At 48.7% G+C, this 13,105-nt stretch carries 15 protein-coding genes, 2 pseudogenes and 3 other annotated features; of the genes and pseudogenes, 8 read left to right on the top strand and 9 right to left on the bottom strand.

What is annotated here, in order from left to right; all coding sequences use genetic code 11:
• Positions 1-186: 186 nt before the first annotated feature.
• Both SF1446 and yeaA read right to left on the bottom strand, forming a co-directional pair.
• Positions 187-459, bottom strand: a complete 273-nt coding sequence (locus SF1446; RefSeq protein ID NP_707337.2) for a hypothetical protein — start codon at positions 457-459, stop codon at positions 187-189.
• Between the two features lie 41 nt (positions 460-500).
• Positions 501-914, bottom strand: coding sequence for a methionine sulfoxide reductase B (gene yeaA / locus SF1445; RefSeq protein NP_707336.1), 414 nt, complete (start codon positions 912-914; stop codon positions 501-503).
• Positions 915-1,255: 341 nt separating this feature from the next.
• Between yeaA and gapA the strand changes: the two genes are divergently transcribed.
• Together gapA and yeaD are read left to right on the top strand one after the other, a co-directional pair.
• Positions 1,256-2,251, top strand: coding sequence for a glyceraldehyde-3-phosphate dehydrogenase (gene gapA / locus SF1444; RefSeq protein NP_707335.2), 996 nt, complete (start codon positions 1,256-1,258; stop codon positions 2,249-2,251).
• An 83-nt stretch (positions 2,252-2,334) separates the two neighbouring features.
• Complete coding sequence (gene yeaD, locus SF1443; RefSeq protein NP_707334.2) at positions 2,335-3,219, top strand: hypothetical protein; 885 nt, start codon at positions 2,335-2,337, stop codon at positions 3,217-3,219.
• Between the two features lie 50 nt (positions 3,220-3,269).
• Here yeaD and SF1442 read toward each other — a convergent pair whose 3' ends face one another.
• The 4 genes from SF1442 to SF1439 all read right to left on the bottom strand — a co-directional run bounded on the left by SF1442 (position 3,270) and on the right by SF1439 (position 6,430).
• Positions 3,270-4,031 carry an aldehyde reductase gene (locus SF1442; protein ID NP_707333.1) on the bottom strand — a complete coding sequence of 254 codons (762 nt, stop codon included), beginning with the start codon at positions 4,029-4,031 and terminating at the stop codon, positions 3,270-3,272.
• A gap of 89 nt (positions 4,032-4,120) precedes the next feature.
• Positions 4,121-4,867, bottom strand: a complete 747-nt coding sequence (yeaF, locus tag SF1441) for a hypothetical protein (RefSeq protein NP_707332.1) — start codon at positions 4,865-4,867, stop codon at positions 4,121-4,123.
• Between the two features lie 363 nt (positions 4,868-5,230).
• Positions 5,231-6,494 (bottom strand) — a mobile genetic element.
• Complete coding sequence (locus SF1440) at positions 5,274-6,092, bottom strand: insertion sequence element IS600 protein (RefSeq protein ID NP_707331.1); 819 nt, start codon at positions 6,090-6,092, stop codon at positions 5,274-5,276. (Overlaps the previous feature by 819 nt.)
• On the bottom strand, positions 6,128-6,430 hold the full coding sequence (locus SF1439; RefSeq protein NP_707330.1) for an insertion sequence element IS600 transposase: 303 nt from the start codon (positions 6,428-6,430) through the stop codon (positions 6,128-6,130). Its footprint lies within the feature at positions 5,231-6,494.
• Positions 6,495-7,572 (top strand) — a sequence feature (Similar to Escherichia coli K12 conserved hypothetical protein gi: 1788086 (557 aa). BLAST with identity of 99% in 359 aa. This CDS has been truncated. The sequence has been checked and is believed to be correct.).
• Here SF1439 and yeaJ point away from each other — a divergent pair.
• Together yeaJ and yeaK are read left to right on the top strand one after the other, a co-directional pair.
• Positions 6,495-7,572, top strand: a pseudogene (gene yeaJ / locus SF1438). Its footprint overlaps the feature before it by 1,078 nt.
• Before the next feature lie 42 nt (positions 7,573-7,614).
• Positions 7,615-8,118 carry a hypothetical protein gene (gene yeaK, locus SF1437; protein NP_707329.1) on the top strand — a complete coding sequence of 168 codons (504 nt, stop codon included), beginning with the start codon at positions 7,615-7,617 and terminating at the stop codon, positions 8,116-8,118.
• Here the strand turns inward: yeaK and SF1436 are convergent, their stop codons facing one another.
• Positions 8,119-8,271, bottom strand: a complete 153-nt coding sequence (locus SF1436) for a hypothetical protein (protein ID NP_707328.1) — start codon at positions 8,269-8,271, stop codon at positions 8,119-8,121. It lies immediately after the preceding gene.
• Positions 8,272-8,392: 121 nt separating this feature from the next.
• Between SF1436 and yeaL the strand changes: the two genes are divergently transcribed.
• Positions 8,393-8,839, top strand: coding sequence for a hypothetical protein (yeaL, locus tag SF1435; RefSeq protein NP_707327.1), 447 nt, complete (start codon positions 8,393-8,395; stop codon positions 8,837-8,839).
• Positions 8,796-9,614 (bottom strand) — a sequence feature (Similar to Escherichia coli K12 ARAC-type regulatory protein gi: 1788091 (274 aa). BLAST with identity of 98% in 273 aa. This CDS ontains frameshift. The sequence has been checked and is believed to be correct.). (Overlaps the previous gene by 44 nt.)
• On the opposite strand, the pseudogene yeaM reads toward yeaL, so the two are convergent.
• Positions 8,796-9,614: pseudogene (yeaM, locus tag SF1434) on the bottom strand. (Overlaps the previous feature by 819 nt.) The gene yeaL and the pseudogene yeaM overlap by 44 nt on opposite strands.
• A 96-nt stretch (positions 9,615-9,710) precedes the next feature.
• Here yeaM and yeaN point away from each other — a divergent pair.
• Together yeaN and yeaO are read left to right on the top strand one after the other, a co-directional pair.
• Positions 9,711-10,772: an amino acid/amine transport protein gene (gene yeaN, locus SF1433; RefSeq protein ID NP_707326.1), complete on the top strand. Its 1,062-nt coding sequence runs from the start codon at positions 9,711-9,713 to the stop codon at positions 10,770-10,772.
• 152 nt (positions 10,773-10,924) lie between these two features.
• Positions 10,925-11,293, top strand: coding sequence for a hypothetical protein (yeaO, locus tag SF1432; protein NP_707325.1), 369 nt, complete (start codon positions 10,925-10,927; stop codon positions 11,291-11,293).
• A 21-nt stretch (positions 11,294-11,314) separates the two neighbouring features.
• Here yeaO and yoaF read toward each other — a convergent pair whose 3' ends face one another.
• Positions 11,315-11,569 carry a hypothetical protein gene (yoaF, locus tag SF1431; RefSeq protein NP_707324.1) on the bottom strand — a complete coding sequence of 85 codons (255 nt, stop codon included), beginning with the start codon at positions 11,567-11,569 and terminating at the stop codon, positions 11,315-11,317.
• A gap of 182 nt (positions 11,570-11,751) precedes the next feature.
• Here yoaF and yeaP point away from each other — a divergent pair, with 182 nt between their 5' ends.
• Positions 11,752-12,777, top strand: a complete 1,026-nt coding sequence (gene yeaP / locus SF1430; RefSeq protein ID NP_707323.2) for a hypothetical protein — start codon at positions 11,752-11,754, stop codon at positions 12,775-12,777.
• Positions 12,778-13,105 lie beyond the last annotated feature (328 nt).

Raw genomic sequence — 13,105 nt, 5'->3', positions numbered from 1 at the left:
AATTCGAGAGGGATTACCGGCCAAATAGGTCTGAGACTTAAGTTCAGGAGAAGTCATTCAGGCGTGAACGCGACTGCAAGAGATCGGACTGGGACTTAGCCAGGTCGGGTCGAGATAATTGAGACGAGTCGTGGGGTCATTGTTGGCTATCCCCTTCATAGCCGCGGCAAAAAGGGGATGAACCACTTACTTAAACATGGCAATAGGCTTTGCTGAGATACCAAAATCTTCTTTTAACTGCTGTTTGCTCTTCATGACCATCTGACCATTTGTGTCAATTGTCATATGCTGTGCTTCGGTATTATGGCGGGCTTGCCACAGCATCACCAGTTGCAGGCAATTCTCTTTTTGTTCCTCGGTCAACGCAACGCCATCAGGCCATTTCCCCAGTTCAACGGCGGTCGACAAACGCTGGTATACCTCAGGCGTCATGCTGTTGATAATGTCATCAAGATTCATAATTTTTCCGCTCCTGTGGAATAAGTTGCTGAATCGTTTTTTCAACCGTTGATTTCTTCGCCGTTTTCGCCATCAGTGAAGCGTAAAGAAGCAGAGTTAACACAATAACGTTCGCCTGTTGGTTGCGGCCCGTCGGGAAAGACATGCCCCAGATGGGCATCACAGTTACCGCAACGAATTTCTATGCGCTGCATTCCATGTGACAAGTCTTTGATATAACGAATGGATTCTTCACTCACCGGTTCGTAGAAACTGGGCCAGCCACAGCCGGAATCATACTTGGTTTCGGAATGAAACAGCGGGGCATCGCAGATCAAACAGTGATATACGCCGTCACGCTTGTTATGCAGTAAACGACCCGTAAATGGCGGTTCTGTCCCATGATTCTGCGTCACGTAAAACTGCATCTCGGACAAATTTTTTTTCAGTTCTTCTGCCGAAGGTTTATTCGCCATTTACTCACATCTCACTTTAATCGTGCTCACATTACGTGACTGATTCTAACAAAACATTAACACCAACTGGCAAAATTTTGTCCTAAACTTGATCTCGACGAAATGGCTGCACCTAAATCGTGATGAAAATCACATTTTTATCGTAATTGCCCTTTAAAATTCGGGGCGCCGACCCCATGTGGTCTCAAGCCCAAAGGAAAAGTGAGGCGAGTCAGTCGCGTAATGCTTAGGCACAGGATTGATTTGTCGCAATGATTGACACGATTCCGCTTGACGCTGCGTAAGGTTTTTGTAATTTTACAGGCAACCTTTTATTCACTAACAAATAGCTGGTGGAATATATGACTATCAAAGTAGGTATCAACGGTTTTGGCCGTATCGGTCGCATTGTTTTCCGTGCTGCTCAGAAACGTTCTGACATCGAGATCGTTGCAATCAACGACCTGTTAGACGCTGATTACATGGCATACATGCTGAAATATGACTCCACTCACGGCCGTTTCGACGGTACCGTTGAAGTGAAAGACGGTCATCTGATCGTTAACGGTAAAAAAATCCGTGTTACCGCTGAACGTGATCCGGCTAACCTGAAATGGGACGAAGTGGGTGTTGACGTTGTCGCTGAAGCAACTGGTCTGTTCCTGACTGACGAAACTGCTCGTAAACACATCACCGCTGGTGCGAAGAAAGTGGTTATGACTGGTCCGTCTAAAGACAACACTCCGATGTTCGTTAAAGGCGCTAACTTCGACAAATATGCTGGCCAGGACATCGTTTCCAACGCTTCCTGCACCACCAACTGCCTGGCTCCGCTGGCTAAAGTTATCAACGATAACTTCGGCATCATCGAAGGTCTGATGACCACCGTTCACGCTACTACCGCTACTCAGAAAACCGTTGATGGCCCGTCTCACAAAGACTGGCGCGGCGGCCGCGGCGCTTCCCAGAACATCATCCCGTCCTCTACCGGTGCTGCTAAAGCTGTAGGTAAAGTACTGCCAGAACTGAATGGCAAACTGACTGGTATGGCGTTCCGCGTTCCGACCCCGAACGTATCCGTAGTTGACCTGACCGTTCGTCTGGAAAAAGCTGCAACTTACGAGCAGATCAAAGCTGCCGTTAAAGCTGCTGCTGAAGGCGAAATGAAAGGCGTTCTGGGCTACACCGAAGATGACGTAGTATCTACCGATTTCAACGGCGAAGTTTGCACTTCCGTGTTCGATGCTAAAGCTGGTATCGCTCTGAACGACAACTTCGTGAAACTGGTATCCTGGTACGACAACGAAACCGGTTACTCCAACAAAGTTCTGGACCTGATCGCTCACATCTCCAAATAAGTTGAGATGACACTGTGATCTAAAAAGAGCGACTTCGGTCGCTCTTTTTTTTACCTGATAAAATGAAGTTAAAGGACTGCGTCATGATTAAGAAAATTTTTGCCCTTCCGGTCATCGAACAAATCTCCCCTGTCCTCTCCCGTCGTAAACTGGATGAACTGGACCTCATTGTGGTCGATCATCCCCAGGTAAAAGCCTCTTTTGCATTACAGGGCGCACACCTTCTCTCGTGGAAACCTGCGGGTGAAGAAGAAGTTCTGTGGTTGAGCAACAACACACCGTTCAAAAATGGCGTCGCTATTCGCGGTGGCGTACCGGTTTGCTGGCCGTGGTTTGGTCCGGCGGCACAACAAGGTCTGCCTGCGCACGGTTTTGCCCGCAACCTGCCGTGGACGCTGAAATCACATCATGAAGATGCTGATGGCGTAGCGCTGACTTTTGAATTGACACAAAGCGAAGAGACGAAAAAATTCTGGCCGCACGACTTTACGCTGTTAGCGCATTTCCGCGTGGGTAAAACCTGTGAAATCGATCTTGAATCACATGGCGAATTTGAAACCACCTCTGCCCTGCATACCTACTTTAACGTGGGTGATATCGCTAAGGTAAGCGTCAGTGGGCTGGGCGATCGCTTCATTGATAAAGTGAATGACGCGAAAGAAGATGTACTGACCGACGGTATTCAGACCTTCCCTGACCGTACCGATCGCGTGTATCTGAATCCGCAAGATTGCAGCGTGATTAATGATGAAGCGCTGAATCGTATTATCGCCGTAGGCCACCAGCATCATCTGAACGTTGTCGGCTGGAACCCGGGACCGGCGCTTTCAGTTAGCATGGGCGACATGCCGGACGATGGCTACAAGACCTTTGTTTGTGTAGAAACGGCTTACGCTTCAGAAACGCAAAAAGTCACCAAAGAGAAACCTGCACATCTGGCGCAATCCATTCGCGTTGCCAAACGTTAATTTGCGTTAATGTTGTGTGCCGGGTGCGATGCATCCGGCACGTATCAACATCACACCATATCCAGCGCAGTTTTTCCTTTTGGTACCGGATATGCCTTATCCAGCATAGCTAATTCCGCTGACGAAAGTTCGACCTCAAGCGCAGCTGCATGTTGTTGGACATGTGCAATTTCGTTGACTACCGCGTTTTTTAACAGTCCATTGCGCAACCGCCCGGCCTGGGCTAATGGACTGTAAGCCATCACCGGCATCTGCTGTTGCTGGCACCAGGGGAGTAGATCGTACTCAATCCCTCGTGAACCGAGATGGTAAAGCACCTGATTAGTGGCACACTGATTTCCCCCCGGCAGCTGCCAGAGTTCCTGCATATCGGCATAACCAAGGTTAGAAACGCCCCAGCGACGGATTTTTCCCTGGGCGATCAATTTTTCCATCGCAGCAACAGTCTCTTCAAAAGCGAAACTGCCAGACCAGTGTAATAAGTAGAGATCGAGATAGTCAGTATTGAGACGGCGTAAACTGGCTTCGCATGCATTTATCGCTTTTTGCCCGCCAGCATTCCACGGATAGACTTTAGAGACGAGAAAGACCTTCTCTCGCAGACCGGTTAATGCTTCCCCAACCACCTTTTCGGCACCGCCATCGGCATACATTTCGGCGGTATCAATGAGGGTTAAACCGAGTTCAATGCCTGCGCGTAGTGCAGCAACTTCTGTTTTGCGCTGACTGGCATCTTCGCCCATATACCATGTTCCCTGCCCTATGGCTGGCAGTGAGACATCGCCACTAAATTGAATCATTTTTTGTTGCATTGTTTCCTCCCAGGTATTGCACCACCGTAATGCAAAACAGGGCGTGACGCCCTGTTTTTATGCACAAAATGCCCTGGAAAGATGCATTATCAGAATTTGTAGGTGATCCCGGTAGAAATCAGGCCAGTCCAGGATTTATCCACCATCGGGCTGTCAGTAACTTCATCAGACAGACGGGTGTAGCGCGCGGTACCGTAAACACTCCAGTCGCCGAGGAAGTTGTAGCTGGCGCTCAGCTCAAGGTAAGGGCTCCAGCTGTCATTCGGGTTATAGCCACGCAGACCGCTGCGAGCGGACTCTTTGCGCGATACGCCATAATAGTATTCGTTCTGGTTTTCGCTGTTCCACTGCACACCAATACCCGGAGTCACGGTCAGGCCACCGTTGGTGTAACGATACAACCAGGCCATATCCCAGACAATGCCGTTGCTGTTATCCAGGGTATCGCCAGCCAGGGTGGTACGCAGGTAACCGTACTGGGTAAAGTGAGCATAAGACAGACCAGCCATCATGGTGCTCTTACGGTCATCCAGGTGACGCATTTGGTGATCGCCACTGTCTTTCGCTTTGAAGTAAAGCGGCGACCAGTAAGCGGTAATTGAAAGTTTATCCGTTGCGTCATTCCACAGGTAGTAACCACCACCTAAGCCACGGAACCAGAAGTTATCGCCTTCATAGTTGATTACCGGTACTGGGTAAACATCGGTATCGTAATCTTTATATGGGTGCTCAACGACACCTACGCCTGCGCCCAGGGAAAATTTACCTTCAGCGTGCGCTACGCCTGCAGACGTTGCGATAAGCACTCCAAGTGCCAGAAGTTTGAGTTTGGTCACAATTAATCATTCCTTAAACAAATGTTTAGCGGGCGACAAAGTTTACCCGTCAATACATCGAAACCCAACCTTTTTACGTTTTCATTTTTTAAAGTAACTGTTTAATTTTCCTGCCGCGGATGACACCGCGCTTACAGCCAAATGGATTTAGCGTTACTGGCGAGCCTGGTCTTTACATTAATTATGCAAAATTTATGGATGAGTTGTTGATATGCCATTGAAATTAAGAAAGCCGTGCAGGCAAGTTTTCCATTTGCCATCTACGCTTAATTTTGAAGGTGTATCACCGGGCACGTTGTTCTCATCGTCGATAAAATGGCATGAGAGTTGCTGTGTTTTAGCAAGAGACGTCGTTCAGTTTACTGAGGTGTACTGGCAATAGCGGACACTACCATTTGTTCTTTTTTTAAGCAGCCATCTGATGATATTTTTCCCTGAAGGCTGCCGGGGAGATATTCCCCAGACGAGAGTGACGACGCTGACGATTGTAGAAAATCTCAATGTATTCCCGTATTACTGAGATGGCTTCATCCCGGTTATTAAAACGATAGTGGCTCAGGCTCTCATTTTTCAGCGTTCCCCAGAAGCTTTCCATCGGAGCGTTGTCGTAACAGTTACCTTTACGCGACATTGATGTTTTCAGACCAGACTGCTCCTGTATGACCCGGTAATCGTATGCGCAGTACTGTGAACCTCGATCAGAGTAGTGGATTAGCCCGGCAGGTGGGCGCTGGCTCCTGAGCGCCATAAACAGGGCTTTACCTGTCAGCTCTTTTGTCATGCGCTCTCCCATGGCGTAGCCGACAATTTCGCACGTATAAACATCTTTGATGCCAGCGAGGTACAACCATCCCTCCTGTGTGGCAACATACGTCAGGTCCGCCACCCAGACCTGATTTGGTGCTGTAGGAGCGAACGTCTGGTTCAGCAGATTTGGCGCAACTGGCAGATTGTGGTTCGGGTTCGTAGTCGCTCTGAACTTGCGTTTCTGCTTACAGCGTAGCCTCAGCTCCTTACGAAGACGTGCCAGTCGGTCACGACCAACGATGATGCCATTCTCTGCCAGCTCCGTCTGGAGCCGCCGGGTTCCATATGTTTCGCGAGTGCGGATATGTGCCACCTTAATCTCCAGTTTTAGCCGCTCATCACTTTGTTTTCTGTCTGAGGGTTCATGCTGTACCCAGTTGTAATAACCGCTCCTGGATACACCAAATACCTGACACATCGCTTCAATGGGAAATTGTTGTCGCCATTGTTCGATTAACGCGTATTTTTCAGCGACTCCTGTGCAAAATACACTGTTGCTTTTTTTAATATATCTCGCTCAAGGCGAGCTTCATTTAACGCCTTACGCAGTTGCAGAATTTCAGATTCCAGTTCAGCCACCGTGCGGGAACCAGGAGTACCGAGCCCTTTTCTGGCGGCGGTAACCCATTGTCCTAAAGTGCCTTCAGGAAGAGATAATCGGGAAGCGCCTTCACTGATCGAAAGTTGATTTTCAAGAACCGTTCTGACAGCTTCGGCTTTGAACTCTTTAGAGTAACGTTGGGTTTTTCTGCTCATTATTAGCTCCTTCTGATGCCATTCTATTTCAGGAAGGAGTGTCCGTTAAACTCAGGCTACCTCACGCTGCTGAGCAGTCGGAAGTGTCGCCAGAACAGCGGCGCGCCATCTGCGAGGCTTTTGAGTCTGCCAATAATACCCATGGCTTAAACCTGACTGCCCATAAATACCCGGGCTTACGCGGCACACTACAAACCGCATCCACTGACTGCGACACAATTGTGGAAGCTGCAGCACTATTACCCGCTTTTGATCAGGCAGTGGAAGGCAACCGCCACCAGGATGATTACGGTTCAGGTCTTGGGATGGCCGAAGAGAAATTTCACTATTATCTCGATCTCAATGACCGCTATGTCTATTTTTATGAGCCGGTTAATGTTGAATACTTTGCGATGAATAACTGGTCCTTCCTGCAGTCAGGAAGTATTGGCATCGATCGCAAAGATATTGAAAAGGTATTTACCGGGCGTACCGTATTGTCGAGCATTTACCAGGATCAGCGTACTAAACAGAACGTGATGAGTTTGCTGACGCCGGTATATGTCGCAGGGCAGCTAAAAGGGATTGTGCTGCTGGATATTAACAAAAACAATTTGCGGAATATCTTTTACACTCATGACCGCCCTCTCCTCTGGCGTTTTCTCAATGTCACGCTAACCGATACCGATTCGGGGCGCGACATTATCATCAACCAGAGCGAAGATAATCTGTTCCAGTATGTCAGTTACGTCCATGACTTACCGGGCGGCATTCGTGTCTCGTTATCCATTGATATTCTTTACTTTATCACGTCTTCGAGGAAAAGCGTTCTGTTCTGGATTTTGACGGCGTTAATTTTGCTGAATATGGTCCGGATGCACTTCCGTTTATACCAAAATGTGTCGCGAGAAAATATTAGTGATGCGATGACTGGACTGTATAATCGCAAAATTTTAACCCCTGAACTGGAGCAGCGGTTGCAGAAACTGGTGCAATCCGGTTCTTCGGTGATGTTTATTGCAATTGACATGGACAAGTTAAAGCAAATAAATGACACCCTCGGTCATCAGGAGGGGGATTTAGCGATTACGTTACATGATGCGTATAAAGCTTCCGATGAGCGTTTATATGTCAATAAGCAGAACAAAAACAGCCGTTCATGATAACCTTCTGTGGTTGTTTGCTTGTAATCTCAGGAGCGTGAAATGACTGAAATGGCTAAAGGAAGCGTGACGCATCAGCAGTTAATCGCTTTATTATCACAAGAAGGTGCTAACTTCCGCGTCGTTACCCATGAAGCGGTAGGTAAATGTGAAGCGGTGTCAGAAATTCGTGGTACCGCTCTAGGCCAGGGTGCTAAGGCACTGGTATGTAAAGTCAAAGGCAATGGCGTAAATCAACATGTTCTGGCGATCCTCGCAGCCGATCAACAGGCCGATCTGAGCCAACTCGCCAGCCATATAGGCGGATTACGCGCTTCGTTGGCCAGCCCGGCGGAAGTTGATGAACTCACAGGCTGTGTCTTCGGCGCGATCCCCCCTTTCAGCTTCCATCCAAAACTCAAACTGGTTGCCGACCCTCTACTCTTCGAACGATTTGATGAAATCGCCTTCAATGCAGGGATGCTGGATAAATCCGTTATTTTGAAAACCGCGGATTATTTGCGCATTGCGCAACCAGAACTGGTCAATTTCCGCCGCACTGCGTAGCTAGCCTATCCGTTCAATAAGCAGAACGGACAAAACCAGCACAACAGCAATAGCAAAAAACGATGATGTGATAATCAGTGTCTCGACGAACATTTGATCGTTCATAGCATGCCCCCGGGAGATAGCTGTTTTCACGTTATTGTTAGCGTGCACAAATGGCAGTTTGATGACAGTTCGCCTGATTTTTTATGCAAAAAACGTAAAGATTTTCTACTTCCTTCCTGCAGCAAGCATAAAGTAAGCAGGCTTATTATTTTTTGGCAAGGAAACCACGATGTTTGATGTCACTTTGCTGATCCTGCTCGGGTTAGCTGCGCTGGGCTTTATCAGTCATAACACCACTGTCGCCGTTTCAATTCTGGTGTTGATCATTGTCCGCGTCACACCGTTAAGCACCTTTTTCCCGTGGATTGAAAAACAGGGGCTAAGTATCGGGATAATCATTCTGACGATTGGCGTTATGGCCCCCATCGCCAGCGGGACGCTACCGCCCTCAACCTTGATTCACTCGTTTCTGAACTGGAAATCGCTGGTGGCAATTGCAGTAGGCGTTATTGTCTCCTGGCTGGGTGGGCGCGGCGTGACGTTAATGGGCAGCCAGCCGCAACTGGTTGCTGGGCTGCTGGTGGGCACTGTTTTAGGCGTAGCGCTGTTTCGCGGCGTACCGGTTGGCCCGCTTATTGCCGCGGGTCTGGTTTCGCTGATTGTGGGGAAACAGTAGTTAATCCCGCAATATATCGGCCTGGCGTTTGCCCCAAGCCTTTCTTAAACATAGTAATAAAGGCCGTTGTTGAATCATACCCCAGCGTATGAGCAACTTTCTGTACAGTATCGCCTTTCACTAATCCCTGAAGCGCCATAATCAGCTGTAACTGCTGACGCCACTGGCGAAAACTCAACCCCGTCTCTTTCACTATCAGGCGGGCAAGATTGCGTTCACTCATCGCAAAAAAGCCAGCCCATTGCCCCAATGCCCCCCACTCGACGGGCCCTTTCGCCATCATCTCCACCATCGTGCGGATTTTAGGATGAGAAGAAACGGGCAGGTGCAGCTGTTGTTGTGGCTGCTGAGGGAGTTCATCAAACAGGACCTGAATTAATCTGCGGGTCATCGGCTCAGCACGCTGAGTCGTCGTCCTGTTTGCCAGGGTTAAAATCAATTCCCGGCATAAGGGCGATATTTTCAATGTGCAACATGGTCGGCATTGTCACTGCGCTGGGTTCGATAAACAGAAAACAGAGTTCAGCGTTAGCTGTCACTTGATTGCTATGCTTCACCCCGCCCGGTATCCAAACCGCATATTGTGGCGGCACCATCCACAAAGCATTTTCCACCGTACAGGTAATTGCACCATGTAATGCCAGTATCAGCTGTCCTTTGCGGTGCTGATGTACAGGACTGGTTAACTCATCCGTTCCGGCGTGAATACAAAATGCGACCGCGGCTTCATGGTGTCGGTGGGTTCATAGCCATTGAGATTCAACCTGTGCATCATTTTGTCCGAACTTAGCGATAATTTGTCATTTTAGCTTGATTCAACATAACAATAAAAACGGTAAGGTACAGCCTCGTTTGTAACAATGAGAAGCATATGACCTGTTCAACTTCATTAAGCGGCAAAAACAGGATTGTCCTTATCGCTGGCATTCTGATGATTGCCACAACATTACGCGTCACCTTTACCGGCGCAGCGCCGTTACTGGATACGATTCGTTCCGCTTACTCGCTGACGACAGCGCAAACCGGCTTATTAACCACCCTGCCATTATTGGCCTTTGCGCTAATCTCACCTCTGGCTGCCCCGGTGGCGCGACGTTTTGGTATGGAACGTAGCCTGTTTGCCGCGTTACTTTTGATCTGTGCAGGTATCGCAATTCGTTCTCTCCCTTCGCCTTACTTATTATTTGGCGGTACAGCGGTCATTGGCGGTGGGATTGCATTAGGCAATGTCTTACTGCCAGGATTAATTAAACGCGATTTCCCTCATTCCGTCGCCAGACTTACCGGCGCATATTCCCTGACAATGGGAGCTGCAGCGGCACTGGGATCGGCTATGGTCGTGCCGCTGGCTTTGAACGGTTTTGGCTGGCAAGGCGCGTTGTTCATGCTGATGTGTTTTCCTCTGCTGGCTCTTTTTTTATGGCTGCCACAGTGGCGAAGTCAGCAACATGCAAATTTGAGTACCTCACGCGCCTTACATACTCGGGGTATCTGGCGTTCGCCACTTGCCTGGCAGGTAACATTGTTTCTTGGGATCAACTCACTGGTCTATTACGTGATTATTGGCTGGCTTCCGGCGATCCTCATCAGTCACGGCTATAGCGAAGCACAGGCGGGTTCACTGCATGGTTTGCTGCAACTAGCCACAGCAGCTCCCGGTTTGCTGATCGCACTTTTCTTACATCATGTGAAAGACCAGCGTGGTATTGCAGCGTTCGTTGCCTTGATGTGCGCAGTGGGCGCGGTTGGGCTCTGCTTTATGCCAGCGCACGCGATCACCTGGACTCTGCTTTTCGGTTTTGGTTCCGGCGCAACAATGATACTGGGGTTGACGTTCATTGGTCTTCGGCAAGTTCTGCGCATCAGGCGGCGGCACTCTCGGGGATGGCACAATCCGTCGGGTATTTGCTGGCAGCCTGTGGGCCGCCGCTAATGGGTAAAATACACGATGCTAACGGTAACTGGTCCGTACCACTGATGGGTGTTGCAATACTTTCACTACTGATGGCGATTTTCGGACTTTGCGCCGGGAGAGACAAAGAAATTCGCTAATATCCGGTGCTATAGTGACGTGACAAATCTTGCGTGAAAGGGAGAACAAACACGATGAATATTCAGTGCAAACGCGTTTATGATCCGGCTGAACAGAGCGATGGTTATCGCGTACTGGTCGACCGCCTCTGGCCGCGCGGTATCAAAAAAACCGATTTAGCCCTTGATGAGTGGGATAAAGAAATCACGCCGTCAACGGAACTGCGCAAAGCCTTTCACGGCGAAGTCGTCGATTTTGCAACCTTTCGCGAGCAATATCGCGCAGAACTGGCGCAACACGAGCAAGAAGGAAAGCGGCTGGCGGACATCGCCAAAAAACAGCCGCTGACCCTGCTCTACGCAGCAAAAAACACCACGCAGAACCATGCGCTGGTGCTGGCCGACTGGCTACGTAGCTTGTGATTTTAGTACGGCATCCGGCGGTTATTTTTCACCAGCCGGATGGTCCCGTCGCCACAATGCCCATTCATCAATCGTTTCACCGCCCGGTAATTTGCAATTGTTGCTGACCCCTTGCGCTGTCTGCACTGGAATGAGCGTCCCGCCCTTCTGCTGGCAATAGACCGACGCCGGATTTGCCATACCAATCTGCGGCGGTTTAGGTGCTTCTGGCTGAGAAGGGGTTGAACAACCAGCCAGGACCAGCAAGCAAGGCAGAACAAAACTGATAATTTTCATTTATTGATCTCACATATTTATCCAAGCTTAGAGTATCGCGGTATCGTTTTGTTTTGCAGCACTATTTTTATTACATTCACTCAAAACATATTACGTCTTGTTTCATCTTTGTTGATGATGTTTTATCATGCCTGCAAAGATTAAATAATCAGCACTTACCCGCCGTATCCTGGAGTTGTTCCGTGTCAGATCAGATTATCGCCCGCGTCTCGCAATCCCTTGCCAAAGAACAGTCACTGGAAAGTCTGGTCCGACAGCTTCTGGAGATGCTGGAAATGGTCACTGATATGGAATCAACCTACCTGACCAAAGTGGATGTCGAAGCGCGCCTGCAGCATATTATGTTTGCCCGTAACAGCCAGAAAATGCACATCCCGGAGAATTTTACCGTCTTGTGGGATTACTCGTTATGCAAACGCGCCATTGATGAAAACTGCTTTTTCAGCGATGAAGTCCCTGACCGTTGGGGCGACTGTATTGCGGCACGCAATCTTGGCATCACCACATTTCTGAGCACGCCAATTCACTTACCGGATGGATCATTCTATGGCACGCTTTGCGCCGCCAGCAGTGAGAAGCGCCAGTGGAGTGAACGCGCGGAACAGGTTTTACAGTTATTCGCCGGACTGATTGCACAATATATTCAAAAAGAGGCACTGGTTGAACAGCTGCACGAAGCCAATGCTGCGCTGATTGCGCAATCGTATACCGACTCGTTAACCGGGCTACCGAATCGGCGGGCGATTTTTGAAAATCTGACGACGCTGTTTTCCCTCGCCCGGCATCTTAACCATAAGATAATGATCGCGTTTATCGATCTGGATAACTTCAAATTAATCAATGATCGTTTTGGTCATAATAGTGGCGATCTGTTTCTCATTCAGGTTGGCGAGCGCCTTAATACGCTCCAGCAAAATGGCGAAGTTATTGGTCGTCTCGGTGGTGATGAGTTTTTGGTTGTTTCACTAAACAACGAGAATGCGGATATTTCGTCGCTGCGAGAACGTATTCAACAGCAAATACGTGGAGAATATCACTTAGGTGATGTTGATTTGTATTATCCCGGTGCCAGTCTTGGCATAGTAGAAGTCGATCCTGAAACAACCGATGCAGACAGTGCCCTGCATGCTGCCGATATTGCGATGTATCAGGAGAAAAAACACAAACAGAAAACACCTTTTGTCGCGCATCCAGCGCTACATTCCTGAGGCGTATTCACATCCTTTTGATTGGTGATAACATGCGAATCGGTATTATTTTTCCGGTTGTAATCTTCATTACAGCGGTCGTATTTTTAGCATGGTTTTTTATTGGCTGCTATGCTGCCCCGGGAGCATAAAGATGAAAAAAACAACGATTATTATGATGGGTGTGGCGATTATTGTCGTACTCGGCACTGAGCTGGGATGGTGGTAACGTCACCTCTAAAAAATAGCAAAGGCTGCCTGTGTGCAGCCTTTGTGCAATTTAAGCGTTAACTTTTAATCTTCCTGTAGATAAATAGCACGACAATCGCACCAATAACGGCTGAAGCTG

Origin of the sequence: Shigella flexneri 2a str. 301 (assembly GCF_000006925.2) — a bacterium.
In the GTDB taxonomy this organism is placed as follows: Bacteria; Pseudomonadota; Gammaproteobacteria; order Enterobacterales; family Enterobacteriaceae; genus ECMA0423.
The sequence above is the reverse complement of the archived record's forward strand: the minus strand, read 5'-3'. Positions and strand labels throughout refer to the sequence as shown.

Coding starts and splice junctions, on each gene's coding strand:
- yeaD (NP_707334.2), top strand. CDS start 2,335: ATGATTAAGAAAATTTTTGCCCTTCCGGTCATCGAACAAATCTCCCCT.
- SF1442 (NP_707333.1), bottom strand. CDS start 4,031: ATGCAACAAAAAATGATTCAATTTAGTGGCGATGTCTCACTGCCAGCC.
- SF1446 (NP_707337.2), bottom strand. CDS start 459: ATGAATCTTGATGACATTATCAACAGCATGACGCCTGAGGTATACCAG.
- SF1439 (NP_707330.1), bottom strand. CDS start 6,430: ATGAGCAGAAAAACCCAACGTTACTCTAAAGAGTTCAAAGCCGAAGCT.
- yeaK (NP_707329.1), top strand. CDS start 7,615: ATGACTGAAATGGCTAAAGGAAGCGTGACGCATCAGCAGTTAATCGCT.
- yeaA (NP_707336.1), bottom strand. CDS start 914: ATGGCGAATAAACCTTCGGCAGAAGAACTGAAAAAAAATTTGTCCGAG.
- yoaF (NP_707324.1), bottom strand. CDS start 11,569: ATGAAAATTATCAGTTTTGTTCTGCCTTGCTTGCTGGTCCTGGCTGGT.
- yeaN (NP_707326.1), top strand. CDS start 9,711: ATGACCTGTTCAACTTCATTAAGCGGCAAAAACAGGATTGTCCTTATC.
- SF1440 (NP_707331.1), bottom strand. CDS start 6,092: ATGTGTCAGGTATTTGGTGTATCCAGGAGCGGTTATTACAACTGGGTA.
- gapA (NP_707335.2), top strand. CDS start 1,256: ATGACTATCAAAGTAGGTATCAACGGTTTTGGCCGTATCGGTCGCATT.
- yeaL (NP_707327.1), top strand. CDS start 8,393: ATGTTTGATGTCACTTTGCTGATCCTGCTCGGGTTAGCTGCGCTGGGC.